This window comes from Desulfovibrio sp., from assembly GCF_009712225.1.
Classification (GTDB): Bacteria; Desulfobacterota; Desulfovibrionia; order Desulfovibrionales; family Desulfovibrionaceae; genus Desulfovibrio.
Genome location: NZ_WASP01000008.1, coordinates 310596 through 337212 on the forward strand (window position 1 = coordinate 310596; position 26617 = coordinate 337212).

The window sequence follows — 26617 nt, forward strand, 5'->3', positions numbered from 1 at the left end:
CGGGAAGCACCCCGGTATCAACCACGACAAATAGAGGAGAATCTCCATGACTATCGGAAAATTGTTCGCCACCGCCCTTACGGTTCTGAGCCTCAGCGCTCCCGCCATGGCCGCCCAGCAGGTTGTCATCAACGGCTCAACCACGGTGCTGCCTGTGGTGCAGAAGGCTGGCGAATCCTTTATGGCCTCGCACCCCGATGTGGAACTGAGCATCTCCGGCGGCGGTTCCGGCAACGGCATCAAGGCCCTGATCGAAAAGCAGTGCGACATCGCCATGAGCTCGCGCGACATCAAGGAAAAGGAAGTTGAAGCCGCAAAGAAAAACGGCGTGACTCCCAACCGCATCACCATCGCTGTTGACGCCATCGTGCCTGTGGTCAACCCTGCCAACCCCGTTACGGCCCTTACCTCTGCCCAGCTGCGCGACATATACAGCGGCAAGGTTACCAACTGGAAGGATGTGGGCGGCGCCGACGGCAAGATCGTGGTTATCTCGCGCGACACCTCTTCCGGCACCTTTGAATGCTGGCAGGAACTGATCATGAAGGAAGAACGCGTGAGCCCCGCGGCCCTGATGCAGGCCTCCAACGGCGCAGTGGTGCAGACCATTTCCAAAAACAAGAACGCCATCGGTTATGTGGGCCTTGGCTACATGGACAAGTCCACCAAGGGTCTCAAGGTCAATGACGTAACCGCCAGCGCCCAGACCGCTCTTTCCAAGCAGTGGCCCATCGCCCGCGAACTCTTTGTGTTCACCAACGGTGCTCCTGCCGGCGGCGCCAAGGCCTTTGTGGAATACCTGCTGGATCCCGGCAAAGGCCAGAAGGACGTGCTTGAAGTGGGTTATGTGCCCCTGGGCAAGTAGGTAGCTGACTACCGCGAACACCCACAGCATCGGCGGAGCGGGCCGCCCCGGGCCCCCCCCCACCGCCGGCGAGAAGGCGCAATGCGCTCCAGAGACATCAAGGAAAAATCGGTGCGGGTCACCCTTACCGCCCTGGCAGGCAGCTCTTTGCTGGCTCTGGCAGGCATTGTCATTTTTCTCTTCATGGAAGGTCTGCCGCTGTTCAGCGAATATTCCTTCTTCAATTTTCTGTTCGGCAGCCTGTGGTACCCCACCGAAGAGCCGGGCCTGTTTGGCATTTTTCCGCTGCTGATAGCCTCGCTGGCGGTTACGGTGCTCTCATCGCTGCTGGCTGTGCCCATGGGCGTGCTGACAGCGGTTTATCTGACAGAAATTGCCCACCCCACCGTGCGGCGTGTCATCAAGCCCTTTGTGGAATTGCTGGCCGCGCTGCCTTCGGTTGTGCTGGGCTTTTTGGGCATGGTGGTGCTTGCGCCATTTTTGCAGGATTTTCTGGATGCCGACACAGGGCTTAATCTGCTGAATGCCTCGCTCGTGCTGGCTCTCATGAGCGTGCCAACCATATGCTCTGTCTCGGAAGACGCCCTGTTTGGCGTGCCGCGCGACCTGCGTGAAGCCTCGCTGGCTTTGGGCGCAACACGCTGGCAGACCACGGTACGCGTGGTTATTCCCGCTGCGCTTTCCGGCATTGGTACGGCTGTGATGCTGGGCATGTCGCGCGCCATTGGCGAAACCATGGTCGTGCTCATGGTTGCTGGCGGGGCGGGCATCATACCCACATCGCTGCTCTCTCCAGTGCGCCCCATGCCTGCGAGCATTGCCGCGGAAATGGCCGAAGCGGCCTTTCGCAGCGAACACTACCACGCCCTGTTTGCCATCGGCATTGTGCTCTTTTTCCTGACGCTGGCTTTTAACCTGGCCGCCGGGTACATCGCCGAAAAGCACCGTCAGGTGGGGACGTCCAGTCTGTAGGCTGCCCTTGGGCAACCAGCAGACAGGCCGCTGCACGCAGTTTTAAGCCAGTTCACACGAGGAACATTCATGTCAGCCACAACTCGCCTCACCCCAGTTACTTCCGATGGGCCCAGCATCAAGCTGGAACCGCGCCCGCTGGAGGAAGACCTCATGAACCACGACGTGGAACCACCCGTGAAAGACGGCGTGCGTTTGCAGTTTGCCAGCGGCAAGGGTCGCGGCCAGTATCAGACATTCATGTTCTGGCTGCTGAGGGCCGTGGCCGCCTGCAACGTGATGGCGTTGCTGGCCGTATGCGCGTTTCTGTTCCAGAACGGCCTGCCTGCCATGAGCTGGACATTTCTTACAGAAGCGCCGCGTCAGATGATGACCAAAGGCGGCATATTGCCCTGCATTATCGGCACGGCAATCCTGTCGCTGGGTTCGCTGCTCATTGCCTTTCCTCTGGGTGTGGCCTCTGCCGTGTACCTGAATGAATACGCCAAGCGCAATGCCTTTGCCCGCTTTGTGCGCCTTGGCGTCAACAATCTGGCTGGCGTGCCCTCCGTAGTATTTGGCCTGTTCGGACTTTCATTTTTCGTAACATTTTGCGGATTTGGGGTGAGCATCCTTTCTGGCGTGCTCACTCTTGCGGTGCTGACACTGCCGGTGATCATCGGCACGGCCGAGGAATCGCTGCGCAACGTGCCCGATACCTACCGCGAAGCCTCGCTGGCCCTTGGCGCAACCAAGTCGCAGACCATTGCCCGGGTTATACTGCCCTGCGCATTGCCCGGTATGCTTACCGGGGCCATTCTTGGCGTGGCGCGCGCAGCGGGCGAGACTGCCGCCATCATGTTCACGGCCTCCGTGTTCTACACCCCAAAAACTCCGGATTCCATTTTCAGCCCGGTCATGGCCCTGCCCTACCACATGTACGTGCTCGCCACCGCCGGTACGGAAATCGACAAGACGCGCCCCCTGCAATACGGCACAGGCCTTGTGCTGCTGTTGCTGGTACTGGGCATGAACCTCATCGCTATCATCCTGCGCGACAGGTTGCAGAAACGTCGCTGATCTCTCAACACCCTCCTGCCTCATTCTCCAAACACCGCCTTCCTTCCTTTCTCCGCCAGAGCCCGCGCAAGCGGGCTCTGCCTGTCTGTGCGGTCTGCACTCGCAAAACCTACCCACCTGCCCGCCTCCTGCGCCCCATACACACGGGCTTCTGGTTTACAGGCGTAAAAAAAGGGAGGCCCGAAGGCCCCCCCTTGAATGCGTATCCTGTCGTGCGAAACGACCGGCGCTTGAATTAGAAGCTGTACGCGAAGACCACTTTGGCCTGGTACATGTCCTGCTTCTGGAAGGAGCTGGCGGTGTTGGCCTTCTTCCAGGTGCTGTTGTCCATGCAGTTGACCATGTAGTCGAGTTCGACGTTCATCTGCAGGTTCTGGTAGATCTGGTAGGTGTTAACCAGGTTGAATTCCACCAGACCGTCGTTGGTGGTCAGGTAAGGAGCGATGTTGCTGCTCAGGCCGGTGTTGAAGGCGTAAGCATTGGGCATGAACTTAACCATGCCGGTGCTGTTGGTGCCGCCCCAGTAAGCAACACGGAAGGTGTGCTTCAGGTCCTGCAGGAAGCTCATGTCCTTCAACTGAGCGCCGATACCCCAAGTGCCGGAGTAGTCAACGCCGTAGTCCTGACGCAGCCAGCCAAGGTTGCCGTCGCCCATGTAGGAGGTCATGTTGCCGGTGGGCACCAGGGAAGGCATGCGTTCGGAGCCGTTCTTCACGCTGTTGTCGTCACCGGAGGCGTACCAACCGAACAGACCGGGGGTGGCCCAATCCATCTTGTATTCAACAAGAGCCTTGGCCAACCAGCCCTGACGCTGGGTGTCGCCGCGCACGGTGGGACCATTCTGGCCCTTCACCACGTCGTAACGGCCCATGGCTTCCACGAAGCCGTAGTTGATGTCGAGTTCGATGTTCAGGGGATCGAACGCGGTAACGGCGATGGGCAGACCGGCCCAGAACATGGAGCCGTATGCCTTGGAGGTACCGGTGGTGGCGAGGTCGTTACCCTGGACAGCCAAGGGGTAAGGACGCAGGGTCAACGGCGGGTTGCCGTCGGTCACGCGCCAGTTGTTGCGGGTGTAACCGGTCAGGGTGTTGCGGCCCTGCATGCCGTACATCACCCAGGGGGTGGTGCTGACGCCGTCAAACGTCAGGGGGGCCATCAGACCGAACAGATCCATGTTGTCCAGATAGTTCTGGGGATTGCCGTTGTAACGGGCGTCGGTGCCGTTGAAGTTGTCGTTGAAGGGGCGAGCCCAGAACGCGGTCATGCTGACGTTGTCGTTGAACTTGTAGGTGCCAACCACAGCGGCCACGTCGGTATCAAGAATAGCAGAGCCACCGGCAACGGTGTTGGGCAGGGCAAGACCCTGAATACCCATGCGGATCTTGGCATCGGTCTGGGGGATGGCCCAGTCGATGTAGGCGTTCTTCACTTCAACGACCTGGCCGTCAGCACCAAGGGCGGCGCCGCTGCTGGACTGGCCCCACTTCTGGTCGCCGATTTCGAAATACACGGTGCCGGACAGGGCTTCGGAAGCCACGGCGTCCAACTGCAGGCGCACGCGCTGCTGGGCAGCAAAGGTGTCGCTGGTGTCGGCCTTGACCTTGCCGTTGTTGCCAAGGCGGGTCTTGCTCACCAGGCTTTCGTTACCAGCGCTGAAGCCCACGAGCCACTGGCCCTTGGCCTTGAAATCAATGGCGCTGGCACCGGTGGCCGCGCCGAACACCAGGCCAGCGGCCAGGATGAGCGTACAAATGCGTTTCATAAATCCCTTCCTCTCTAGTTTTTCCCACAGGGTTAACACAGGCCTGCTCCAACACAGGCGAAGAAAAGATACCTGCGTTTTGTGTCGAAGGCAACCGTTTTCGTCAAAAAATTTTTACCAGTCTGTGACAACGGCATGATTCTGACACCTCGCCGACACATCTACTGAAGACCCAAACTTGCCATCAAGGCTCACACAGCCAGTTGCAGCCCACATATTTCGCAATGACTGCTTACTTGGGGATACGGCGCCCACCCTGATAGAGTACAATTTTTTTGCGGCTACTCTGCGGCATACCGCGTTAGGCAACAAAAAAAGGCCCACTTCCAGCAGGTGCTGCACGCAGCACAAAACCGGAAGCGGGCCGTTGATTCGAACAGGAACAAGCTGAAACTACAGGAAGTCCGGGTCCGCCGCAGCCTTACCCTCTGCCAGCATGATGCGCACATAGTGCAGACTGTGCTCGTCAACCGGAATGATGGGAAACGTTTGCGAGCATCCCGGGCAGCGTACCATGCGCGGCTCTGTGGGGCTGGCCTGTGGCACATGCTTGCCGCAGTTGGGGCACTGGTAAAAAAACAGTATCTCCATGCCGTCGGGTGCAACGGGCTGGATGGGACGCTTACGCTCAGCCACGGTTGGCCTCCCCCTCGGTTTGGGGCGCGGCCAGATTGCGCCCGGTCATAAGCTCGGAGGGTTGCATTCCCCAGAGGCCAAGAATAGTGGTGGCCACGTCGGCCAGTCTGCCGTCCTGCAATGCATGCACCTTGCCATCGGATTCCAGCAGAATACACGGCACGGGATTGGTGGTGTGGGCCGTATGCGGCTGCCCCTCGGGGGTGAGCATCTTCTCGCAGTTGCCGTGGTCGGCAATGATAATCATACGCCCACCGCGCGCCTCAACGGCAGCGGTCATGCGGCCGACACAGGTGTCCACCACCTCGCAGGCATGCACCGCGGCCTCAAGTATGCCTGTGTGACCGACCATGTCGCCGTTGGCGAGATTGCAGACCACCAGATCATATACGCCAGAATTCCAGGCTTCCACAAACCTGTCTGTCACTTCCGGCGCGCTCATGGCAGGTTTCTGGTCATAAGTTTTCACCTCGCGCGGCGAAGGCACCAGGATGCGGTCTTCTCCGGCAAAGGGTTCCTCAACCCCACCATTAAAGAAATACGTAACGTGGGCGTACTTTTCCGTTTCTGCCAGGCGCAGCTGACGCAGCCCATGACGCGAAACAACCTCGCCAAGCCCCATGCTCACGGCCTCTTTGGGAAATGCCACGGGAATGTTGAAGCTCGACTCGTAGGCGGTCATGGAAGCCACGCTCGCAAGGGCAGGCACACGGCCACGGTCAAAACCGTCGAACCCAGGCTGGATAAAGGCCTGCGTAAACTGGCGCATGCGGTCAGCTCGGAAGTTGAACAGGAACAGCCCGTCGCCGTCGGCCATGCCAAGGGGCTCGCCCCCGGCCTCAAAGCATACGGGCTTGATAAATTCATCGGTCACGCCTGCGGCATATGAAGCCTCTATGGCCTCTATGGGCGAGATGGCAGCAGCAGGAACCCCGTGAACAATCACTTTCCAGGCTTCCTGGAGGCGTTCCCAGTGCTTGTCCCGGTCCATGGCAAAAAAACGGCCCACCATGCTGGTAACGCGGGTCTGGCCCTGCCCCTCGATGCTCTGCAAAAGCGCGCGCATAAAATCCACGCCGCTGTGCGGGTCGCGGTCGCGCCCGTCCATGAGACAGTGGATGCGCACAGGCACGCCAGCCTTGTGAGCCATGGCGCACAGGGCTTCGAGATGATGGATGTGGCTGTGCACGCCGCCATCGGAGAGCAGACCTGCCAGATGCAGCTTGCCTCCGCTTTGCCTTACCGATTCAATCAGGCCGTTGAGCACCGGGTTGGCGGCAAAACTGCCGTCTTCCAGGGCAACGTCAATGCGCGTCATGTCCTGATACACCACGCGGCCCGCGCCGATGTTCAGGTGCCCCACCTCAGAGTTGCCCATGTAACCGCGCGGCAACCCCACATCGCGGCCAGAGGCCACAAGGCGGGAATGCGGACAGCGGGCGTTGAGCGCGTCCATATTGGGTGTTGCAGCCACAAAGGGCGCGTTGCCGGGCCCCGGCTCGGCGAGGCCCCAGCCATCAAGAATCAGCAAGAGCGTGGGCGTCATGATTATTCCCCGGTACGGGCGCTTGCCAACGAGGCAGCCTTGCCCCACAGGGCTTCAAGACCGTAGAGCTCGCGCACAGGTTCCAGAAAAACGTTGACGACTATGTCGTTCATGTCCACCAGAATCCACTGCCCGGCGGTGTAGCCTTCCATGCGCAGGTATTCATAGTTGCTGGCACGGCACAGCTCGCCCACGCCGTCGGCAAGGCTCTGGGCGTGGCGCACTGAACCGGCGCTGGCAATAACCAGAGCCTCGGCAAAGCCGCCCTGTTCAGCCATGTCTATTCTGACAACGCGCGCGGCCTTATGCTCTTCAAGCCAGGTCATCACGGCCGCCAGTTTTTCTTCCAGGGGAACATCCGCAAAACGCTTGGGGGCAGCGCCCCCTGCAGGTGATAAAGGAGTATTGTTTTCCATACGCTCCACATAACGTAAAGCCGGGCCAAGGGCAATGCCGCCAGCGGCCCGTGGTGCTGCAAACCCCATTGGGGGCCGCTGCGTGCGCAGAATCGCCGCAACCCGTATTGACCGCGCCCGCGCATTGCGGCATACCCAAACGAAGCTTTTATCTAGGGATCAGTGTAGCGCCAATGCGCCGCCAAACGCCAGCCGCAGAAGGAGAGGGCCGTGCTTTTCAACATCAAACAGGAAACTCTGCCACGCGAAGACATGGAGGCGCTGCAGCTGCGCCGCCTGCGTGATTTGTGCAACCGCGTCTACGCCAACGTGCCCTTTTATCGCAAGCGCTTCGACGAAGCGGGCATCACCCCTGCCGACATCAAGTCTCTGGCAGACCTCAAGCTACTGCCCTTTACGGAAAAACAGGATCTGCGCAACAACTACCCCTATGGCCTGTTTGCGGTTCCCAAGGACCACATCGTGCGCCTGCACGCCTCAAGCGGAACCACCGGCAAGGCCGTTGTGGTGGGATACACCCAGCGCGACCTTGAAACCTGGGCAGAGCTGATGGCCCGCAGCCTCTCCGCGGCCGGTGTTGTGCGCTCTGACGTTGTGCACGTGGCATACGGTTACGGCCTTTTCACCGGCGGCCTGGGTGCGCACTACGGTGCCGAACGCCTTGGCGCAACGGTTGTGCCCGCTTCGGGCGGTGCCACACGCCGCCAGGCTGGCCTGCTGCGCGACTTTGGCGCAACAGTGCTGTGCGCCACCCCCTCCTACGGGCTGCACCTGTGGGAAGCATCAATGGAAGTGGGCGTGAACTTTCGCGAGCTGCCTCTGCGCATCGGCATCTTTGGCGCAGAGCCCTGGTCCGAAGCCATGCGCCGCGACATTGAAGACAAGATGGACATCAATGCCCTCAATATTTACGGCCTCTCTGAAATCATGGGCCCCGGCGTGGCCATGGAATGCGAAGAAGCCAAGTGCGGCATGCACCTGTGGGAAGACCACATTTTGCCCGAAATCATCGATCCGATCACGGGCGACCAGCTGCCCCCCGGTGAAGTGGGCGAACTGGTGCTGACCACTCTGACCAAGGAAGGCATCCCGATGTTGCGCTACCGCACGCGCGACCTCACAAGCCTTGACTACACGCCCTGCCGCTGCGGGCGTACCCACGTGCGCATCTCGCGCCTGCAGGGTCGTAGTGATGACATGCTCATCATCCGCGGCGTCAACGTGTTCCCGCAGCAGATTGAGGGCATTCTTATGGAAAGCAACGGACTTTCCCCCAACTACCAGATTATCGTCGACCGCGTGCACAACCTCGACACCCTCGAAGTGCGCGTGGAGATGAACGAAAATCTCTTTGCCGACGAAATCCGCAAGCTGCAGATGCTCGAAGGGCACCTGCAAAAGGCCATCAAGGAATATCTGGGCGTTTCCGCCAAGGTGCGCCTGATGGAACCCCGCTCCATCGAACGCTCAGAAGGCAAGGCCAAGCGCATCGTGGACAACCGCCCCAAGGACTAGGGCAAGAAAACAGCCATATCAAATTGGCACAGACATTTGGCTGTGCCTGTGCATATTGCAGGGGCTGCCGGTGATGCCGGTGGCCCCTGAGCATGACTTGATACCGCCGCCTAGCCTTACACGAATTTCAATAGTAATTTTAGCATGTTATGCGTGTTTACAAATTTGTTGCGGAAAAAAGTTCAGCAATGCTTGACACCTCAGGCCAGTCAGCGTACAACCCTTCTTCGTTGAGCGGGAGTAACTCAGTGGTAGAGTGCAACCTTGCCAAGGTTGAAGTCGCGGGTTCAAATCCCGTCTCCCGCTCCACTTTTTTTGCTGGCGGCATAGCCAAGTGGTAAGGCAGAGGTCTGCAAAACCTCCATCTCCAGTTCAAATCTGGATGCCGCCTCCAAACAGCATCCTTTACGCTTCGCCGTTTCGCATACCATGCGGGAGTAACTCAGTGGTAGAGTGCAACCTTGCCAAGGTTGAAGTCGCGGGTTCAAATCCCGTCTCCCGCTCCACTTTTGCGGGAATAACTCAACGGTAGAGTGTCAGCTTCCCAAGCTGAAGGTTGCGGGTTCAAATCCCGTTTCCCGCTCCAAAAAAGCTTGCAATATTAGGCTCTTGCAGAACATCTCTGTAAGAGCCTTTTTTGTTGCCCCAATTTTGGTCGCCCCTCGAACAACGTTCAGCAAACATCCACAAAACTGTCACCTGATGTCCTCATTCTTACGTTGACTCCTCACCATTTGGGGCGTAGGTGTCTTCTAGCTTATCGGTAGGCGAGGCTACCTCAGGGATATGGGTTACTGCCGCGGAGTAGTGGAGACACTATGAGAAGGCCAACAGTCGATGTCGCATAAGGCATGGACTATGTAACTTCACCGCCCTGGGGAGCTAAAACTTGAACGATGCGAATGCCCCGCTTGGGGCTTTGGGTACGTCCCTGTCATCGTTTTGCGCCATGACCGGGGCGATTTTTTTATCACAACTGGCAATTCTGCCTAAACAGGGAAATTCCCAAACTCAGAGGACAAAAATGGAACCGGACAGTAGATACAGCCCAAATTCTGATTTCGTACCGCGAAGGTGCGTGACGGAAGGGATGTTCATGTCCGTTCCGCCACGATAGCTCTGGGTTCATCAGATTATGGGCTGTGCTTCCATCAGTTTTCATTTGTGGAGGTGCACTCATGCGTCAAACTACTCGCACTGCGCGCAAAAATGCCCGTGCAAGGGAACGCCACTATAAAGAAGCTGGCGATCGTCTTGCGCTTGCGGCAATGCTCGATGCCAACACCCTGCTCAAAAAGCTCAAGACGGCCAGAGATGGCCTGAATGAAGCACAGATACGCACGTCACGCGACCTGTTCGGCAGCAATGTCATCACCCGTGGCAAAAAGCAGTCTCTTTTCAGCAGGCTGGTTGGGGCGTTCATCAATCCCTTTACGGCCATTCTTCTTGGCCTGGCCACAGTGTCTGCCTGTACGGATATTTTGTGGGCAGATCCGGGCGAGGCGAATCCCAAAACTGTTATCATCATCATGACCATGGTCATGATTTCTGGCCTGCTGCGCTTTGTGCAGGAGGCCCGGAGCGGCGCGGCTGCCGAAAACCTGCTCAAGATGATCAAGACCACAACCTGCGTGCAGCGGCGTGAAGTGGGCAGAGCAGAAATTCCGCTTGAAGACGTGGTGGTGGGTGACATTGTCTATCTGGCCGCTGGTGACATGATACCAGCGGACATGCGCATTATTCAGGCCAAGGACCTTTTTGTCAGCCAGTCTGCCCTGACCGGCGAGAGTATCGCCATAGAAAAAATCGCCACAGAGGTTGAAAGTGGCCTGAGCAGCATGGCTGAATGCCGCAACCTGGCCTTTATGGGGTCAAACGTGGTGAGCGGCAGCGCCATGGGTGTTGTGGTCGCCACGGGCGATTCCACCATATTCGGCGAAATGGCAAAGAGCATCACGGCAAAGCCGGTGCAGACCAGTTTTGAAAAGGGCATTAACCAGGTTTCCTGGGTGCTTATCCGCTTCATGCTGATAATGGTTCCCCTGGTTCTGTTTATCAACGGCTTTACCAAGGGCGACTGGGTAGACGCCGCTCTGTTTGCCCTCTCGGTTGCTGTGGGCCTTACCCCAGAAATGTTGCCCATGATCGTGACAACATGCCTTGCCAAGGGCGCGGTAAGCATGGCCCGCGAAAAAACCATCATCAAGAACCTCAATTCCATCCAGAATCTGGGGTCTATGGATATTCTGTGCACTGACAAGACGGGCACGCTGACCCTCGACAAAGTCGTTTTGCAGTACCACCTGAATATCCATGGGCAGGAAGACATACGCGTGCTCCGCCACGCCTTTTTGAACAGCTACTATCAGACCGGCCTTAAAAACCTGATTGATTTTGCCATCATCGAGCGCACCCTGCAGGAACAAAAAGAAAATCCTTCTCTGGTTGACCTCTCTGACAAGTTCACCAAGGTGGATGAAATTCCTTTTGATTTTGAACGGCGGCGCATGAGCGTTGTGGTGTCAAACGGCAAAACCCAGATGATCACCAAGGGCGCCGTGGAAGAAATGCTCGCTGTGTGCGGCTATGCCGAATACAAGGGCGAGGTGCTTCCGCTCTCTGATGAAATCAGGGAATACATTTTAAAGAAAGTGTCGGCCCTCAACGACGACGGCATGCGCGTTATCGCGGTTGCGCAAAAAACAAACCCGTCGCCGGTGGGCGCTTTTTCTGTCGCCGATGAATCCGACATGGTCTTGATGGGCTATCTGGCTTTTCTTGATCCGCCCAAGGAATCAACGGAAAGAGCCCTGAAAGCCCTGCATGAACACGGCGTGGGCGTAAAGATTCTTACGGGCGACAACGACAAGGTGACGCGCTGCGTATGCCGCCAGCTGAAGATTCCCGTGGAGCACATGATGCTGGGCTCTGACATCGCGGGCATGAGCGAAGAAGAGCTGTGCCTCAAGGTTGAGGATGTGAGCGTTTTCGCCAAGCTTTCTCCCCAGCAGAAAACGCAGGTCATCACGGCCTTGCGTGCAAACGGGCACAGTGTTGGCTACATGGGCGATGGCATAAACGATGCCGCAGCCATGAAGGCCGCCGATGTGGGTATTTCTGTAGACAGCGCCGTTGATATCGCCAAGGAATCGGCGGACGTCATCCTGCTGGAAAAAGATTTGATGGTTCTGGAAAAAGGCATCGTTGAAGGCAGAAAAACGTATGCCAACATGATCAAATACATAAAAATGACGGCAAGTTCCAACTTCGGCAACATGTTCTCGGTGCTTGCGGCCAGTGCGTTTCTGCCGTTTTTGCCCATGCTCTCGATCCACCTGATTCTGCTGAATCTTATTTATGATCTGAGCTGCACGGCAATACCCTGGGACAATGTGGACAAGGAGTATCTGGCTGTTCCCAGAAAGTGGGATGCCTCGTCCATTGGCAAGTTCATGCTGTGGATCGGCCCCACGAGCTCTGTTTTTGACATCACAACCTATCTGCTGATGTATTTTGTCATCTGCCCCATGATGTGCGGCGGGCAGCTGTTCCACCATATTACAGACCCAGCGGTGCAGGCCCAGTACATTGCCGTATTTCAGGCGGGCTGGTTTGTGGAATCCATGTGGAGCCAGACCCTGGTTATTCACATGATCCGCACGCCCAAGATACCGTTTTTCCAGAGCCGCGCCTCTGCCTCGGTAACCCTGGTAACGTTTACCGGCATTGCGGTGCTCACCATGATTCCGTTTACTGCATTTGGGGCATCCATCGGGCTTGGCACGCTGCCGCCTGTATACTTTGCCTGGCTTGCGGTAACCATTCTGCTGTACATGGTGCTGGCAACTATCGCCAAAAAGGCCTTTGTCTGGAAATATGGTGAGCTCCTGTAAAATGATGCCTGTCTGAAAACAGCGCGCTGAATATCCAGCATCTTGGCAGAACGCCAATGAACAGAAAGTCCCAGTCCAGCGGCAAGCTGAACTGGGACTTTCAATAGTGACGCATTCCAGAAAAGAGCCATCGCACAGGGCAGCGGGCGTAGGCCCCAAATACGGCAAACATCTCAAGAGAACACGCGGCGCATGCGCCGACGTATTATTTGCAGTAGATCCCCTGGGCGGCATCCTTGTGGCAGGAGACGCAATCCGCAAAGTTCGATGAACCGGGCAGTTTGCGGTGTTTGTGTACAAACCAGGGGGTATCGGTCACCCGCAAGGGGGATTGCCCCGCGAGATGGCGCGCAACTTTGTCCCCTCGACGGTTCGCACCTGAGCCTGCCGCCTGCTCTTTCAGCCAGCGCTCAACGACAGCAGCGTCTTCTGCTGGCACAGAGACCTGCGAACCAAAATGCTCATCAAGATTACTCATGATTTTGCTCCAGGAGGTTGCCGGCAGCATCCAGGCGGGGTACGCAATGTGGCATCCGCCACAATTGTTTACGTACGCGGCAGGCGGGGTCGAATCGCAGTTTCTGTTTCCCCTGTCATGTCTATCACCCGCCGCTGAAACAGCGGCAAAAAACAGACTCACAGAGAAGAAGACCACCACGACACCCAGGCTTTTCAAACAGGCCATCACATACTCCTGTCCCTGTTATCACACCAGAGAACACCCTAGCGCTCACAAACGCAATTGCCGCATCAGCAGTACCGTTGAGCAATAAAGACATTTCGCGGCGGAAATGTCCGCAACTCTCTTTTTTTCGATATCTTATACCCATACCTCGAAATGCATCTCTCAACTTCGCCAGTGGTCATGCGAAATGTATATTCTGATGGCCGCCTTTTTTCCATAGGCAGGCGCACGTCTGCAGTATGGTTTTTGTTGTTTGGCATTGCGTTGTATTTTGAGCTGATGCAGTCAAAAGCCATATATCCTTTTGGCTTGACGCACTCTCCGTAAATCTTGAACAGATCTTCCAGTGACGCTCCGGGGATATGATACAACCAGTTTACGGAAAGCAGCACATCAACCTTTTCAGGGCGAAATCTGGGGTTCAGTGCATCATCCACAATAGTGTTAATGCGGGTCTTGTAATATTTTGCCAGCAGGTCGCACATTTCAATCGCGGAAACCGCAATATCGCTCCCCCCCAAACGCTGAAAACCTCTTTGCTGCAGCCAGAGCAGGTTCGCGCCACTGCCGCAACCCACTTCAAAAACATGCGCGGAACTGGGCACCATTTGCGTAATCCACTCGCAGGGCACACATACGTGCGGCCGCCAGGGACGGTGTTTAATGGCATACGCATGCCACCAGCTTGCATTTGTTGTTTTGGAGCACCACTGCAGGTATTTCTGGGAAACACCCAATCTGTAACGATAGCTCTGCAGCCAGCCATTGACATAACACACGGCTTTATCAAGCATAGAACAATCTCCCATGCCTATAGAAGCCGTGAACGCAAAAAGCGTCCACAACTTCACAGGAATAGTTGCGGAAAAAAGGATCTGCCTTTTAGGAAAAAAGCAGAGCTTCGGGAGGATGTTCTATGGAGTGCGCTATGCAGTACGTGTTTTGCAGCAACTGAAAACACGGCACCAAGGAAAGCGAAGGCACAGCGCTTAAAGGAATCGGCGAAGAATAAAGAAAATGACTTAACGGCTCAAGATCTTGATGCTCATTTGTTTCATGCTGTAGCTGAAACTTTGAAACGCGGGCATTGTCATCATAATCATTAACTATATCAAGCACCGGTGAAAAAACGACAAAAAGCATCATAGCCACGCACAACGACCTCAAGAATGTCACGGCTAAAGAACCGGACATTGTCGCCGGGGATTTCCCCTTGATCGCGTGCTTCATACTCAACATAAAATTCCGTATTCATCAATTTTAGAATGACGAATAATATTACATTGGCAAAGTACATGCAACACCGCGCCACTGCAAAAACCTTATGCCCCAGACAGTGAGACATTCTTGCATTATCAGCAGCAAAAAAGACAAGTTGCGTTATGCCAGTTTTTCTCATGATTGATTTTAACACAATAAAAATTTCGGTTGGCCTTTTTTGTGACAGACAACACTTGGCTGCGCCATGTGGGTAATCTCTCCTCAGGCTTCGTGCCCGCCCTCAAGCACCAGCACCAGCAGGTCGAGCCCCTGGCGGAACGTCTGCATGGTTTCGGGCGACGATATGGCCAGCCTTACGCAGTTTGGCGGCGGCATATGCCCAACGGTGAACTTTTCAGACGAATACACCTGCAAACCCACCCGCTGCGTGGCCTGCTCAAAGGCGGTGCTTGTCCACCCATCCGTCAACTCAAGCCACACATGCATGCTGCGCTGGTCCAGCACAAAGCTGTGGCCGTGCAGCCGTTCTTTGAACAGGGCCATGCGCCTGTCCAGCTCGCTTTTTTTTCCGGCTATTATTTTGTCCGCAATGCCAGAATTGATGGTTTCACAAATAATCTCTGCGCAGAGGGGCGGCGTCATCCATATGCTGTCCACCACGCCTTGCGCAATGCTGGCGCACATGGCCTGCGGCGCAACTACAAAGGCGATGCGCAGCCCGGTATAAAAAGCCTGCGCCATGCCGCAGATAAAAATACTCTGCTCTGGCAGCAAGGCAGACAGGGTGCGTTCGCCACCTTCTGCCAAAAAGGCGTCAACGCCATCCTCAAGCAGAAGCAGGCCATGCCGCCGTATTACCTCACTCAAGGTAAGCCGCCGCTGCGGCCCCATGGAACTGTTGGTGGGGTTTTGCACCAGCCCCGCAGTGTACAGGCCTTTGACCGCCTGGCGCTGGCACAGGGCGTCCAGCGATTCGGGCAGCATGCCCTGCGCGTCCATTTCTACTGCTTCCAGTCGTATGCCGTTGGCCCGCGCCGCAGATTTAACGCCGGGATAGGTGTACTTTTCCACGGCGACCCTGTCTCCGGGCTCAAACAGGGTTGAAAATATGCAGTGCAGGGCGTGCTGCGTGCCTGCGGTGACAACCACAGTTTCTGCCGAGGCGCATACGCCAAAACGGGCCACCCAGCGCGCACCAGTTTCGCGGTGGCCGTAATGCCCCTGCGGAAAAGCGTACGGCACATAGCGGTGCAGCCCCCCGCGTGCAAGCACCTGCCCCACAACCTCTTCCAGATAGTGTTCTGAACCGTGCAGGGGGTGCACAAGCCCCATGTTTACCGCCTTTACGTTCTGGACGGTGGTATCCACCAGTGAAGCGGCTACCCCGGCATCAGCCGCCACAAACGTGCCCATACCAACCATGGCCGTGATGAGATTGCGTTTCTCAGCCTCTGCATAGGCCCGCGTTATGGTGGTGACCGTTACCCCCACTGCCTTTGCCAGCTCGCGGTGCGAGGGCAGGCGGTCGCCCGGTTGCAGCACCCCCGAGCGGATATCACGCTCAAGAGCATCTGCCAGCGCGATGTACAGGGGTTTGTTGGTATCCATTATTTTAAGATTCCACATGGGTGTGCCAGCCAGGGTATCAGGTGTCTTACATACAGCTGTGTGTTTACGCACCAGCCATTTATGCGTATACAATAAAGCAATCTTCGTAAATTTCTGCCGCCATGCTCTGCCCGGCCGGGCATAACCGCACCGCAGCAGAATCACGGCAGGGGATGCGAATGCAGACCCCCCTGCAGCACTTAAGGAGAACGCATGCCTTTTTTCAAAGACTGTTCCGGCACCGCCGCGGTTGCGGCTGTACTGGCTGTCGTCGTCTCTTTTACCGGATCTGCCGTGCTCATCTTTCAGGCTGCCCATCTGGCTGGCCTGTCGGAGGCTGTGACTTCCTCATGGATATGGGCTGTATCCATCGGCAGCGGCATAACCGGAATCTTTTTGAGCTGGAAAATGAAGATACCGGTTATCACGGCATGGTCCACGCCGGGGGCCGCCCTGCTGATTGCCATGCTGCCCGGAGTACCGCTGGGCGAGGCTATCGGGGCCTACATTGCCAGCGCCCTGATCATCACGGTCATCGGCCTCACCGGCACGCTCGACGCCATCATGAGGCGCATACCGGCGGCGGTGAGTTCCGGCATGTTTGCGGGCATTCTTTTCAGCTTTGGTGCACGGGTTTTCAGCAGCGTGCGGCCTGATCCCGTGCTGGCTTTGGGCATGATTGGGTGCTTCATCGTGTTTCGGCGCGTCTCGCCTCGGTATTCAGTGGCGGTGGTTATGGCTGTGGGCATGGGCATAGCGGCGGCAGGCGGCATGATGCATTTTGAAAGTCTGGCTTTTGCGCCCACCGCACCGGTATTCATCACGCCGCAGTTTTCATGGGCAACCGTTGTGGGTCTGGGCATTCCGCTGGCCCTGGTAACCATTACGGGGCAATACATTTCAGGCATGGCAGTGCTGCATGCCTCTGGCTACCGTGTGCAGTCCAACGGCATCATGGCTGTGACAGGCATATGCTCTGCTCTGCTGGCTCCCTTTGGCGCACACGCCATCAACCTTTCTTCACTCACGGCCGCCATCTGCACCGGGACGGAAGCCCACAAAGATCCGTCCAGACGATACGTTGCGGGTGTTTTTTGCGGGGGGCTGTATATTGTTGCCGGGGTGCTGGGCTCAACCATCATCTCGCTGTTTTCGGCCCTGCCCCAAACATTTGTGGCTGTGCTGGCGGGCCTTGCCCTGATCAGCGCGTTTACCACTGGCTTTATGGGTATATTCAAGGACAGCGATAACATCGAAGCGGGCATTTTTGCCTTTCTGGCCACGGCCTCGGGTATGGATTTTCTCGGTCTTGGTTCCCCTTTCTGGGGCTTGCTGTTTGGCGGCCTTATGTTTGCAGTGCTGGCCTGGCGTAAACCATGTCCTCAATGCTCACAAAAAAAGGCATAGCGGGTTACCCCTCGACAAAGCCCGCAGGGCAGCCCTGCGGCATGGAGCTGGCACATAAAAACGTGCGTTTATCCATCTGCTTATCCACATATTGAAATATATGCAACATGCTGATATAAAACAATTTTTATATGTTTCTGATATATTTTTTCCTCCATCCCCCAAAGCCATTGCGTCCCGCCTAGTGACGTGCTAGCTTTTTTTTGCGGAGATTAGTTCGCAACCACCTATAGCAAGGAGGCAGTTTATGGATAATGCCGTTTTGTTGAGGCCCTTCGGATGGCGCATTGAGGATTCCGTCCTCGGCTCTGTTTGGGATGGTTGGATGAACTGGTGGCGTCGCATGCTGGCAGCCGCCGACCGCTTCTAAGCACAGTCTGTGCACCGAACAAATAAGTAAACCTGTGATTGAAGGCCGGGAAAAATCCCGGCCTTTTTTCTTGCCTGAAATCTGTCGCAGACCAGAGCCCGATTACCCTGTACTGCGGAACACGCCGCAGTTCTGCGGGCACATATAAACATTGCTCAATAATGCCATTTACCTGAAATACGCTTGTCAAAAGTCGAGCAAAACACTATCGCTATCCATCAACTGATGCTTGTTTTCAGTGTTGCCCGGTTGTCATTTTCAGCAGCAGGCTGTTTTTTGTATTCTTACCCCCCCTCAGGCGTTCTTACATGATCTTCAACCTTTCAAAAAAATACGCCTTTTGGGATCTGGCCTTTATAGTCGCCATTGCAGGCTATGTGCTGTACGGTCTCTGGGGTGTGAGCATTCTCTCCAGTGACGGCCTCAACATAAGCTCCGACCTTTGCTGCTATGTGCAAAACATGGCGGGCGAGCTACACCGCGAGCTGTTTTCCCAAGACCCGCTGCTGGCCATACCCACCACCGCCAACTCCATCATCAGCCTGGAATCAACTCTGGCAACCCTGCTGCAGCCCGGCAACGACATAGTTCAGGGCATGCTGCGGGCCGGGGCCGTCGGCGTTTTTTTCCATTATGTCGCCTGCTATTATCTGGGCCGCCGCCTGTGGGATTCACCGCTGATCGCCACCCTGTTTGCCATGCTGACGGCCGTTACCGTATGGATCAGCTTTGGCACATACTGGGGCTTTGGCTCGGGCGATATAACACCACGGGTGTTTTACGCGGCCCTGTTTCCTGTTTTACTGGCCGCTACGCTTTCCTCCCTTGATAAACCCCAGCTGCGCCCCCTCATTCTCTTTGCCTCGGGCTGCGGTATGTACCTGCACAGCATCAGCTCGCTTGTGGCCAGCTGCATGCTGTTTACGGTTTTTTTCTTTCACCGGGCCAAGGGCGAGAGCCTGCTGCGGCACTGCGGCTGGCTACTGCTGAGCCTTGCCGCCTGGAGTCTGCCCACACTGCTCTACCTGTTCAGTTCCATCAATTCGGTCACACCCTTCTCTGCCCATGATCTCAAAGTATTTCAGCAGGTGTTTGACCGCCGCTTCATCGAGGACGAAGGCAGCCTGTGGCAAAGGCTTGCTGGCCATTTGCACCCTCACAGCGACTCTTTCCCTCTACTGGTGATGGGTTTTCTGAATTATTTTGTTGTGCGCCGTTTTGGCTCGCCAACCATGAAACGGTTGACCTCAATCATTCCCACGCTTTTGCTTGGCGTGTGCATAGCCGTGCTGCTTTCTGTGGCAGAAACCCATATCGCCGAGAGGCTTGGCAGGCTGCCTATGGCCGCAGAACTGCCCAGAGGCGTTCGATTCATAATTTTTTTGTGCTGGATTATGATTGTGGGGGCTTTTGTCTGCCTTTGGCAGCGAACGCCAAAATGGGCGAGCCTGCTGGCCGTTGCCGCAATTGGCTGTGTGCTGTTTTTTGATCAGGGACGCTGGGCTACAGGGGTGCGCTTTGCTTTCAGGCATATGATTGGCATACAACACCCTGAGAGAATTCAACGCTGCCAGATCAAAGGGACAAGCTTTGCCGAAGCGCTGCAGGCAGTGGAACAGTTTGTGCCGCAGGATGCCCCAATTTTTGCCGAACCGGACGCAATGGCCGTGCGCTACCGTCTGTACCGCCCCCTGGCATATGCCTTCAAGGACGGTTCTTCATACCTTTACAGCCAGGATGCCCAAGGCGCTGCCCACTGGCTTGACCTTGTTACCCTACGGGACAAACAGGGGCTGGCGGCTGCATGGATTGCTTCCGGCGCGCAATGGATATTATGCGGCGAGACCGCCGAGCAGGAAGATATCGCCCGACGGGCAACCATTGTATGGAGCAATGACCAATGGTTTCTGGCCAGGCGCTCCGCAACGACGGCAACCAACATTCCGTGAGTTTTTTCATGCGTCGAACCATTATTTCTGTTGTTGCTCCAGTCTACTGCGAAGGCGACCAGCTGCCCGAATTTGTGGCATCACTTACGGCAGAACTGGGCCAGCTTAAAACGAGTACGGGTCTGGATCATGAGGTGGTGCTCGTTGACGACGGCTCATCCGACAATACATGGGAAGTCATGCGCACGCTCACTGCGCAGTATTCCTGCCTGCGCTGCCTGCGCCTGAGCCGAAATTTCGGCAAGGATGCGGCCCTCTCTGCCGGGCTGGCTGCCACACGTGGCGATGCCGTCATCACCATGGACAGCGACATGCAGCATCCGGCCTCGCTCATTCCAGAAATGGTCGCCTTGTGGCGCACCGGCAATGTGGACGTGGTCGACGTTTGCAAGCAGGAGCGGCAGGTGGAATCGCTGCTCAGCAAAGTATGCGCCATGTCTTTTTACCGCCTTTTTGAAATGCTCACCTCTTATGACCTGAGGGGATCGGGCGATTTCAAGCTGCTTGACCGCAAGGTGGTCGAAGCATGGAAAAATCTTGGCGAACGCAAGCTCTTTTATCGCGGCCTCACCTCATGGATGGGCTTTCGGCACGAGCAGATCATGTTCACACCCTGCCTGCGGTGTGGCGGGTCAAGCAAATGGAGCCTTGCCCGCAGGGTAACCCTGGCGGTGGATTCCATGACCTCGTTCAGCGGCAAGCCCCTGCTGCTCATCGGCATCATTACCCTGCTGTTTTACGCACTGTCGTTCTTTGTGGGCTGCGAGGCGCTCTGGAGCTATGCCACGGGGCATGCCCGATCGGGCTTCACCACGGTTATTCTGCTTATTCTGCTCACGGGTAGCGCCATTCTCACGGGCCTTTGCATCATGTCAGCGTACATCCATCACGCTTTTATCGAGCTGAAAGGCAGACCTCGCTACCTGCTGGCAGAAACGCTGGAAGCCCAAAATACGGATTCCTGACAAATGTCGCGGCATGCAGCCACAGACAGTGCAGAATCCATGCGCTTTATTGTCCACGCCGATGACTGCGGCCTGACCCGCCAGATCAGCGATGACATTTTTGACTGCCTTGCCTGCGGGCCCCTCAATTCCGTATCTGTAATCATGGGCGGTACGCACGCGGTTGCAAGTCTGCAAAAACTTGCCCGCATGCCGCATGTGCGCACATGCCTGCACCTCAACATCCTGGAAGGACTCTGCACCGCACCGGTGGCGCAGGTACGGCCAATTGTGAATGCTGAAGGCATTTTTCGCTACGGCCTTGGACAAATGCTCGCCCTGCTTGCCGCTGGCACGGGTACCAAAAAGCGAACCCTGCTCTCGGCCATACGCACCGAGCTGGAAGCACAGGCAGACGCTTTTGCCGCAGCTTTTTCACTGATGGATTCGCGTAGGGGCCTGCATCTTGACGGGCACCTGCATATCCACAGCATACCGGCCCTGCGCCAGACCATGACCGAATTCATGCGAGAGCGCAGGCCAACATACGTGCGCCTGCCCAAGGAGCCCGCACACGTTGCCCCCCTGCCCTTTTTGCCGCTTGTGGTGGGCTGCGCACGGCGCGCCCTGCTGGCCTACTGGTCAAAGGGGCTTGAGGCCCTGCTTGACCGCGCAGGCATCGCCCACAACAGCTATTTTTGCGGACTTGTTTCTGGCGGCAGCCTCACGGCAGACAGGGTGGCTGCGTCTCTGGCCGCCATTGCGCGCAAGCGGCAGCCTGCGCAGCTTGTAGAAATAATGTGCCACCCCGGCGGCATAAGCCAGACAAACAGCGCTGCCGACGAAGAAGAAAACGACGCAGCCCCTGTACGCCATAACAGTTTTTACACCAGCCCCGCCCGCAAGGTGGAAAAATCCATGCTGCTTGACACCAGCCTGAGCCAGGTTCTGGCCCGTTACGGCACGGTACAGTCCTTTTAATAACTCCACAGCCGCAAGGCGCGCATTTTTCCCGCGCCGCCTCTGCATGCTGCAAAAGAAATCGGCCCCGAGGCAAACATCCTCAGGGCCGAAAAAACTCACGCGCCCACCGTACGTGTCAGACACGCAAAAACATTACTGACCGCGTATCCAGTAGGTTTCAAAACCGTCTTCAAGCCAGCCGTCTTTCACCTTGATGAACCCCGCCTCCTTGAAAAGATCGCGGTATTCATCCTGCGTGCGACGCCAGCCCCAGAACTGCTGCTTGCGAATGCCCAGGTGATGCAGCACCGTCCGAATGCCAATCTTGATGGCATTCACGAAACTGCCGATAAACGAGTCTTCTTCCAGCAACGAGGCCGAAAGCAGCACAAGCTCGCCACCGGGAGCAAGCTGGGCGCGCAGTTCCCACAGCAGATGCTGGAATTCGCGGGTGGGAATGCCGTAGTCGACGGTTGAGAGGTAAATCATGTCGTACTGCACGTCCGAGGGCAGACAGGCGGGCGGCAGACCGATATAGATACGGTCGCTGGGAATATATTCGCGCAGCCACTTCATGCCCACGGTGCTGGGTTCATTGACGTGCAACTCCAGCTCGGGCATTTCTTCCAGCAAGATTTTTTCCATGTAGCCCACGCCGCTGCCAATGGAGAGCACGCGCACCGGTTCTGTGCGTTGACCAGATTCCTGCGCCAGTTTGGCGCGCAGCTGCCCGATGAGCCATTTGGCGTCGGTGCGCTTGTTTTCACGCCATACCGACGGCAAATCGTCCCAGCTTTTGTAGCGACGAAACAGTTCTTCGTAAAAAATCGCGTAGAACTTTGGCTCCGCCAGATGAAAAAATGATATATGTGAAAAAGACGTGAAGGGGATGCCTTGCCAGCTTTCCTGATAAAAACGCCGCACGTTAAAGCCTCCGAGACATGGCCGCAAAGGCGTGTCGTGGGCAGGATTGCGCCACAAACAGGCCTTCGATACACAAAATCATACCCTAACCGACAGCAAGGCGCAATGCACGGCAGCGGCACAAGGGCAAGTTGCGCCATAACGTCACCCGGCAAAACAATAAAACAGCATCTCGGCATGTTTCGCCTTGGCCGCCCGCAGGCGCTGGCCCGGGGCCTGCTTTTTACCGGCGGCTTTTCACACTGCCCTCCAAAAAATAAAAATGGGGAGAGTCTTTTTCAGAACCTCCCCACAAAACCTCTGGTTTCAGGACTTGAGGGCTTAACCCGCCTTCATTTCGCCTATCAACTGGCGCAAAACCTGCGCCTGCCGGGTCATTTCAGACATGGCCTCGCTGGCCCGGTTCATGGCTTGCGCGGTTTCTGCCGAGATTGTGGCCACCTGCTCCACTGCGCGGCTTATTTCCTCGCTGGAGGCAGACTGCTCTTCGCTGGCTGTGGCTATGGAACGCACCTGATCGCTGGCCTGTTCCACCAGGGTTACTATCTGGGCAAGTGATTCGCCTGATATTGTGGCCCGCTGCGTGGCACCTTCAATAATGGACACAGACCGTTCCACGCCATCAATGCTCTTGCGGGTCCCTTCCTGAATACCGCGAATAACCCCGCCCACTTCCTGCGTGGCAGACATGGTTTTTTCTGCCAGCTTGCGCACTTCGTCGGCCACCACGGCAAAGCCGCGCCCGGCGTCGCCAGCGCGGGCCGCTTCAATGGCGGCATTGAGCGCCAGCAGGTTGGTCTGGTCGGCGATATCGGAAATAACGCTCATGATCTGCCCAATGCCGTCGGCCTGTTTGCCGAGAGCAGCCATGTCTGTTTTTACCTCTATGGACTGACGCTGTACCGCCGTGATGTCGTTCACCACATTGCTGACCATCTGCGCGCCTTCCTGCGCCTTGATGCGGGCAGAATCTGAAGTTTCAGAGGCCTTGGCGGCATTTTCGGCAACTTCTCCCACCGTGGCGTTCATTTCTTCCATGGCAGAAGAGGTCACGGTAACCCGGTGCGACTGCTCCTCGGCCCCGCGGCTCGACTGTTCAATCAGGGCTGAAAGCTGTTCGGTAACGGTAGAAACGACCTCAACCACGCCCTCAAGCTGATGCGCGGCCTGCAGCATGCCCTCGGCCCGGGCACGTTCGGCCTGAGCCTTGGCGGCTTGCGCCTCCTGCGTGGCCAGCTCAGCCTGCTGCGCCTGTTGCGCTGCTTCCTGGCTTTTCTGCTCCGCTTCGGCGATCTTGTCCTTCATGGTTGCAACCATGTTTTGCAGTACATGGTACACGCCGCCCTGCCTTTTTTGCGGGCGAAACGCCACGTTCAGGTCGCCGCCGGCGATCTTGCCTGCCACCTCGGCCAGATAGCCTGGGTCTTCACCCAGCTGCTTCATGACTGCGCGGGTAAGCAGAATGCCCAGAGCCACCGAAAAAAAGAACCCAAGGGCAATGGCGAGAAAAATCATTTTTGTGGAAAAACTGGCAAGATTGTTATTCTTCTCTGCCAGAATATGCCCCTGCTCTTCCTTGGATTTAACCAGCCGGTTGATGCCATCCTGATACTGGTTGGCAAGCGTCTGGCCTTCACCGTCCAAAAAAGCTTCCGCACCCTGGCTATCACCGGAGCTCTTCAGCTTTATGACCTTGTCGGTCATCTGCCTGAACGCGGCACGGTGGACCTTGTATTCCTCGATTATCCTTTTTGCTTCGTCGGAAATAAGCGTTTTTTCCACAGCTGTGGAACTTTCATCAATGTCTTTGCGCAGTCTTTCTATCTGGGCAATGCGCTGCTGTACTTCCGTCTCGGTAGAGGCGCCCACAATACCCTGCATGTTCACCCGGATACGTTGAAAACCCACTGACAGGCGCAACAGGTCCTTCATGGGTACAGTAGCCCGTTCGTACAGCACGGTATCAGCTTCGTTAACCTTGTGCAGCTCAATAACGGCAAACACACCTACTGCCAGGGTAACCAGAGACGAAAGCACAAAGCCCGCGATCAGCTTTGTCTGCAACCGAGTATGTTTCAAAAGGTTCATGATTTCTCCATGGGGATTCATCAAACTTGATCTTGCTGGTAGTATTAACGGTTACTTTTGAGAACAATTTAGGCTATCGAAAAAAGTTATCAGGGATATTTATGACATAACAGCCAATTATCACTAATCTATTTAATGAGACAGCAAATAGGCCAGACTGCATCCCCCATTGGCCCGCACTTCAGGAACTGTGTGATTTGAGCGGGATACATATCTCGGTCAACAACTCTTCTTCTGGCGTTGAATGCGGTGAATTCCAGTAAATTTCAAAGCCCGGATCATTAAAAGGTTCGCGCCCGCTCTGCGGAAACCACATACCAAACAGTGAGCGGTAGGCCGGGTGCAACAGTGTGTAGGAGCCCCTCACATGCAAGGCCGCGTATTCCTGTTCGCTCCCTACCAATCGCAAAATAATTTCCTCATGTTGCGCCAGGGCACGCAATTCCGCGCTTGTTTGCGTCATGTGCGGGGGCAGACTCACACAGGCATCCATACGGCATTTTTGTGGCAAAGTTATGTCTGGATTATCGTAGCTTACGCCATACGCCACTGATTCTGCCGAAAGCAGACCGCTGGCCGCCAGCGTGCCGCACAGTTTATCCCATGCCGGGCCGCATTCCTCATAGGGGCCAGTATGCCGCACCGCCGCCACCAGACGGGGGGCAAACCTTTTGATCTGCACTTCCATGGGGTGGCATTGCGGCATTTCATGGTAAAACAGGGGCCGGTCTTCACCGGGTTTGCGCACCACCTGCCTGTACGTTCGCCTGCGGCGATATTCAGAGGGCAGCATGCCAATATGGGCGCGAAAGGCACGGGTAAATGCGTCCACACTGTCGTAACCCGCGCCAAGGGCAATCTGCATAACTGATTCTGCCGAATGCCCAAGCTGCATGGCGGCGCGTTCAAGCAGCAACCTGCGCACGTAGGCCGCCACACTTTCACCCACCATTGCTGAAAAAATGCGGTGGAAATGGTAAGGAGAAAAACAGGCAATGCGGGCCAGTTCGTCCAGATCGGGCCGAGTGTCCAGATTCTGCTCAATATGGCGTATAACAAGGCCGATGCGTTGCTGGTAGCTGAGTGTTTCCACTGGTGCTCCTTTGGCGGATTGTGTCCGCGCCCACCACAGGGTGGGCAGAAGCGCAAAAAAAGTCGAGCGGGTTTTTGTGCGCTGCGTATCCTGACTCCAACGTTCACCCTAAATTGAAGGAGCCCGTATGAGCGGATTTGAAGTAACGATTGTGGATCTCGCGGCCAAACAGCTTGCAGGTATCAAGGTGCGTACATCCATGGCCAAGGCCAAACAGGACTGCCCCGCCCTGTGGCAAAATTTCTGCCCAAAAATGCCCGACATTTTTAACAAAAAAAGCTACGGCATATCCGTCATGCTCAACGAGCAGGATTTTGATTACTGGGCCGCCGCAGAAGCGCCCGAGGGCGCATGCCCTGCAGGGCTTGAGTCCGTGGGCATTCCTGCTGGCGCCTACGCCCGCTGCGAGGTTCCCAATCTGGAAAGCATCGGTGAGGGTTACATGTTCATGTACCAGACATGGCTTGCCTCTCAGGGTGAGTGGAAGCTCAATGTTCAGGCCCCCTGCTTTGAACTGTATTCCGCAAACTGGAATCCGGCCATGCCCTTTGAACTGTTTATGCCAGTGATGCGATAGCTTTTTCTGCCTTGCGGGGAAATTAGTATTACCGCCCTGCGGGCATCTGGTGTTGAGTGAACTTGCAAAATACGCTTCTTTCTGGCCTGACAAGGAAAAATCCTGTTTTTGAGAGCAGCGT

General features: G+C 56.3%; 23 protein-coding genes, 4 tRNA genes and 1 riboswitch. Of the genes, 15 read left to right on the plus strand and 12 right to left on the minus strand.

Translation table 11 applies throughout. The annotated features are described in order from the left end of the window. Window positions 1-46: 46 nt before the first annotated feature. The 3 genes from F8N36_RS11715 to pstA all read left to right on the plus strand — a co-directional run bounded on the left by F8N36_RS11715 (window position 47) and on the right by pstA (window position 2896). Window positions 47-865: a PstS family phosphate ABC transporter substrate-binding protein gene (locus tag F8N36_RS11715; RefSeq protein WP_291332997.1), complete on the plus strand. Its 819-nt coding sequence runs from the start codon at window positions 47-49 to the stop codon at window positions 863-865. 81 nt (window positions 866-946) lie between these two features. Then, window positions 947-1837 carry a phosphate ABC transporter permease subunit PstC gene (gene pstC, locus F8N36_RS11720; RefSeq protein ID WP_291332998.1) on the plus strand — a complete coding sequence of 297 codons (891 nt, stop codon included), beginning with the start codon at window positions 947-949 and terminating at the stop codon, window positions 1835-1837. Between the two features lie 240 nt (window positions 1838-2077). Continuing rightward, a complete protein-coding gene (gene pstA, locus F8N36_RS11725; protein WP_291333080.1) occupies window positions 2078-2896 on the plus strand; it encodes a phosphate ABC transporter permease PstA in 819 nt (272 codons plus the stop codon). A 235-nt stretch (window positions 2897-3131) separates the two neighbouring features. Here the strand turns inward: pstA and F8N36_RS11730 are convergent, their stop codons facing one another. The 4 genes from F8N36_RS11730 to rsfS all read right to left on the minus strand — a co-directional run bounded on the left by F8N36_RS11730 (window position 3132) and on the right by rsfS (window position 7328). Beyond that, window positions 3132-4661 (minus strand): outer membrane homotrimeric porin, encoded by a 1530-nt coding sequence (locus tag F8N36_RS11730; protein WP_291332999.1) that lies wholly within the window; start codon window positions 4659-4661, stop codon window positions 3132-3134. Between the two features lie 393 nt (window positions 4662-5054). Then, window positions 5055-5297 carry a hypothetical protein gene (locus F8N36_RS11735; RefSeq protein WP_291333000.1) on the minus strand — a complete coding sequence of 81 codons (243 nt, stop codon included), beginning with the start codon at window positions 5295-5297 and terminating at the stop codon, window positions 5055-5057. Further along, on the minus strand, window positions 5290-6849 hold the full coding sequence (gene gpmI / locus F8N36_RS11740; protein ID WP_291333081.1) for a 2,3-bisphosphoglycerate-independent phosphoglycerate mutase: 1560 nt from the start codon (window positions 6847-6849) through the stop codon (window positions 5290-5292). The genes F8N36_RS11735 and gpmI overlap by 8 nt, the downstream gene beginning before the upstream one ends. Beyond that, a complete protein-coding gene (gene rsfS / locus F8N36_RS11745; RefSeq protein WP_291333001.1) occupies window positions 6846-7328 on the minus strand; it encodes a ribosome silencing factor in 483 nt (160 codons plus the stop codon). Before rsfS ends, gpmI begins: the two co-directional genes overlap by 4 nt. 141 nt (window positions 7329-7469) lie before the next feature. Between rsfS and F8N36_RS11750 the strand changes: the two genes are divergently transcribed. The 6 genes from F8N36_RS11750 to mgtA all read left to right on the plus strand — a co-directional run bounded on the left by F8N36_RS11750 (window position 7470) and on the right by mgtA (window position 12667). After that, window positions 7470-8774: a phenylacetate--CoA ligase gene (locus F8N36_RS11750; RefSeq protein ID WP_291333002.1), complete on the plus strand. Its 1305-nt coding sequence runs from the start codon at window positions 7470-7472 to the stop codon at window positions 8772-8774. Between the two features lie 234 nt (window positions 8775-9008). Beyond that, window positions 9009-9083, plus strand: a tRNA-Gly gene (locus F8N36_RS11755). 11 nt (window positions 9084-9094) lie between these two features. After that, window positions 9095-9168 (plus strand) — tRNA-Cys (locus tag F8N36_RS11760). A 37-nt stretch (window positions 9169-9205) separates the two neighbouring features. Next, window positions 9206-9280, plus strand: a tRNA-Gly gene (locus F8N36_RS11765). Between the two features lie 5 nt (window positions 9281-9285). Continuing rightward, window positions 9286-9360: transfer RNA gene (locus F8N36_RS11770), tRNA-Gly, on the plus strand. A 166-nt stretch (window positions 9361-9526) separates the two neighbouring features. Beyond that, a riboswitch (M-box (ykoK) riboswitch) is annotated at window positions 9527-9682 on the plus strand. A 270-nt stretch (window positions 9683-9952) separates the two neighbouring features. Beyond that, window positions 9953-12667, plus strand: a complete 2715-nt coding sequence (mgtA, locus tag F8N36_RS11775; protein WP_291333003.1) for a magnesium-translocating P-type ATPase — start codon at window positions 9953-9955, stop codon at window positions 12665-12667. A gap of 205 nt (window positions 12668-12872) precedes the next feature. Here the strand turns inward: mgtA and F8N36_RS11780 are convergent, their stop codons facing one another. The 5 genes from F8N36_RS11780 to F8N36_RS11800 all read right to left on the minus strand — a co-directional run bounded on the left by F8N36_RS11780 (window position 12873) and on the right by F8N36_RS11800 (window position 16181). Next, complete coding sequence (locus tag F8N36_RS11780; protein WP_291333004.1) at window positions 12873-13352, minus strand: hypothetical protein; 480 nt, start codon at window positions 13350-13352, stop codon at window positions 12873-12875. A 65-nt stretch (window positions 13353-13417) separates the two neighbouring features. Next, complete coding sequence (locus F8N36_RS11785; RefSeq protein ID WP_291333005.1) at window positions 13418-14146, minus strand: class I SAM-dependent methyltransferase; 729 nt, start codon at window positions 14144-14146, stop codon at window positions 13418-13420. A gap of 88 nt (window positions 14147-14234) precedes the next feature. Then, on the minus strand, window positions 14235-14498 hold the full coding sequence (locus F8N36_RS11790) for a hypothetical protein (protein WP_291333006.1): 264 nt from the start codon (window positions 14496-14498) through the stop codon (window positions 14235-14237). Then, window positions 14464-14607 carry a hypothetical protein gene (locus tag F8N36_RS11795; RefSeq protein WP_291333007.1) on the minus strand — a complete coding sequence of 48 codons (144 nt, stop codon included), beginning with the start codon at window positions 14605-14607 and terminating at the stop codon, window positions 14464-14466. Before F8N36_RS11795 ends, F8N36_RS11790 begins: the two co-directional genes overlap by 35 nt. 227 nt (window positions 14608-14834) lie before the next feature. Continuing rightward, a complete protein-coding gene (locus tag F8N36_RS11800; RefSeq protein WP_291333008.1) occupies window positions 14835-16181 on the minus strand; it encodes a PLP-dependent aminotransferase family protein in 1347 nt (448 codons plus the stop codon). Window positions 16182-16394: 213 nt separating this feature from the next. Here F8N36_RS11800 and F8N36_RS11805 point away from each other — a divergent pair, with 213 nt between their 5' ends. From F8N36_RS11805 to F8N36_RS11825, 5 genes are all read left to right on the plus strand, one after another. Beyond that, window positions 16395-17588 (plus strand): benzoate/H(+) symporter BenE family transporter, encoded by a 1194-nt coding sequence (locus tag F8N36_RS11805; RefSeq protein WP_291333009.1) that lies wholly within the window; start codon window positions 16395-16397, stop codon window positions 17586-17588. Between the two features lie 247 nt (window positions 17589-17835). Then, window positions 17836-17958 carry a hypothetical protein gene (locus F8N36_RS11810; RefSeq protein ID WP_291333010.1) on the plus strand — a complete coding sequence of 41 codons (123 nt, stop codon included), beginning with the start codon at window positions 17836-17838 and terminating at the stop codon, window positions 17956-17958. Window positions 17959-18266: 308 nt separating this feature from the next. Further along, window positions 18267-19907: a hypothetical protein gene (locus tag F8N36_RS11815; RefSeq protein ID WP_291333011.1), complete on the plus strand. Its 1641-nt coding sequence runs from the start codon at window positions 18267-18269 to the stop codon at window positions 19905-19907. An 8-nt stretch (window positions 19908-19915) separates the two neighbouring features. Next, a complete protein-coding gene (locus F8N36_RS11820) occupies window positions 19916-20872 on the plus strand; it encodes a glycosyltransferase family 2 protein (RefSeq protein ID WP_291333012.1) in 957 nt (318 codons plus the stop codon). Window positions 20873-20875: 3 nt separating this feature from the next. Then, complete coding sequence (locus tag F8N36_RS11825; RefSeq protein WP_291333013.1) at window positions 20876-21832, plus strand: ChbG/HpnK family deacetylase; 957 nt, start codon at window positions 20876-20878, stop codon at window positions 21830-21832. Between the two features lie 135 nt (window positions 21833-21967). Here the strand turns inward: F8N36_RS11825 and F8N36_RS11830 are convergent, their stop codons facing one another. The 3 genes from F8N36_RS11830 to F8N36_RS11840 all read right to left on the minus strand — a co-directional run bounded on the left by F8N36_RS11830 (window position 21968) and on the right by F8N36_RS11840 (window position 25919). Then, window positions 21968-22738 (minus strand): hypothetical protein, encoded by a 771-nt coding sequence (locus F8N36_RS11830; RefSeq protein ID WP_291333014.1) that lies wholly within the window; start codon window positions 22736-22738, stop codon window positions 21968-21970. Window positions 22739-23059: 321 nt separating this feature from the next. Next, complete coding sequence (locus tag F8N36_RS11835) at window positions 23060-24826, minus strand: methyl-accepting chemotaxis protein (RefSeq protein ID WP_291333015.1); 1767 nt, start codon at window positions 24824-24826, stop codon at window positions 23060-23062. A 181-nt stretch (window positions 24827-25007) separates the two neighbouring features. Continuing rightward, entirely contained in the window at window positions 25008-25919 is a 912-nt protein-coding gene (locus tag F8N36_RS11840; RefSeq protein WP_291333016.1) for an AraC family transcriptional regulator, read from the minus strand. 127 nt (window positions 25920-26046) lie between these two features. Between F8N36_RS11840 and F8N36_RS11845 the strand changes: the two genes are divergently transcribed. Next, window positions 26047-26496, plus strand: coding sequence for a GyrI-like domain-containing protein (locus F8N36_RS11845; protein WP_291333017.1), 450 nt, complete (start codon window positions 26047-26049; stop codon window positions 26494-26496). Window positions 26497-26617: the final 121 nt, after the last annotated feature.

Coding starts and splice junctions, on each gene's coding strand:
- F8N36_RS11715 (WP_291332997.1), top strand. CDS start 47: ATGACTATCGGAAAATTGTTCGCCACCGCCCTTACGGTTCTGAGCCTC.
- pstC (WP_291332998.1), top strand. CDS start 947: ATGCGCTCCAGAGACATCAAGGAAAAATCGGTGCGGGTCACCCTTACC.
- pstA (WP_291333080.1), top strand. CDS start 2,078: ATGTTCTGGCTGCTGAGGGCCGTGGCCGCCTGCAACGTGATGGCGTTG.
- F8N36_RS11730 (WP_291332999.1), bottom strand. CDS start 4,661: ATGAAACGCATTTGTACGCTCATCCTGGCCGCTGGCCTGGTGTTCGGC.
- rsfS (WP_291333001.1), bottom strand. CDS start 7,328: ATGGGGTTTGCAGCACCACGGGCCGCTGGCGGCATTGCCCTTGGCCCG.
- mgtA (WP_291333003.1), top strand. CDS start 9,953: ATGCGTCAAACTACTCGCACTGCGCGCAAAAATGCCCGTGCAAGGGAA.
- F8N36_RS11780 (WP_291333004.1), bottom strand. CDS start 13,352: ATGGCCTGTTTGAAAAGCCTGGGTGTCGTGGTGGTCTTCTTCTCTGTG.
- F8N36_RS11785 (WP_291333005.1), bottom strand. CDS start 14,146: ATGCTTGATAAAGCCGTGTGTTATGTCAATGGCTGGCTGCAGAGCTAT.
- F8N36_RS11790 (WP_291333006.1), bottom strand. CDS start 14,498: ATGATGCTTTTTGTCGTTTTTTCACCGGTGCTTGATATAGTTAATGAT.
- F8N36_RS11795 (WP_291333007.1), bottom strand. CDS start 14,607: ATGAATACGGAATTTTATGTTGAGTATGAAGCACGCGATCAAGGGGAA.
- F8N36_RS11800 (WP_291333008.1), bottom strand. CDS start 16,181: ATGGATACCAACAAACCCCTGTACATCGCGCTGGCAGATGCTCTTGAG.
- F8N36_RS11805 (WP_291333009.1), top strand. CDS start 16,395: ATGCCTTTTTTCAAAGACTGTTCCGGCACCGCCGCGGTTGCGGCTGTA.
- F8N36_RS11810 (WP_291333010.1), top strand. CDS start 17,836: ATGGATAATGCCGTTTTGTTGAGGCCCTTCGGATGGCGCATTGAGGAT.
- F8N36_RS11815 (WP_291333011.1), top strand. CDS start 18,267: ATGATCTTCAACCTTTCAAAAAAATACGCCTTTTGGGATCTGGCCTTT.
- F8N36_RS11820 (WP_291333012.1), top strand. CDS start 19,916: ATGCGTCGAACCATTATTTCTGTTGTTGCTCCAGTCTACTGCGAAGGC.
- F8N36_RS11825 (WP_291333013.1), top strand. CDS start 20,876: ATGTCGCGGCATGCAGCCACAGACAGTGCAGAATCCATGCGCTTTATT.
- F8N36_RS11835 (WP_291333015.1), bottom strand. CDS start 24,826: ATGAACCTTTTGAAACATACTCGGTTGCAGACAAAGCTGATCGCGGGC.
- F8N36_RS11845 (WP_291333017.1), top strand. CDS start 26,047: ATGAGCGGATTTGAAGTAACGATTGTGGATCTCGCGGCCAAACAGCTT.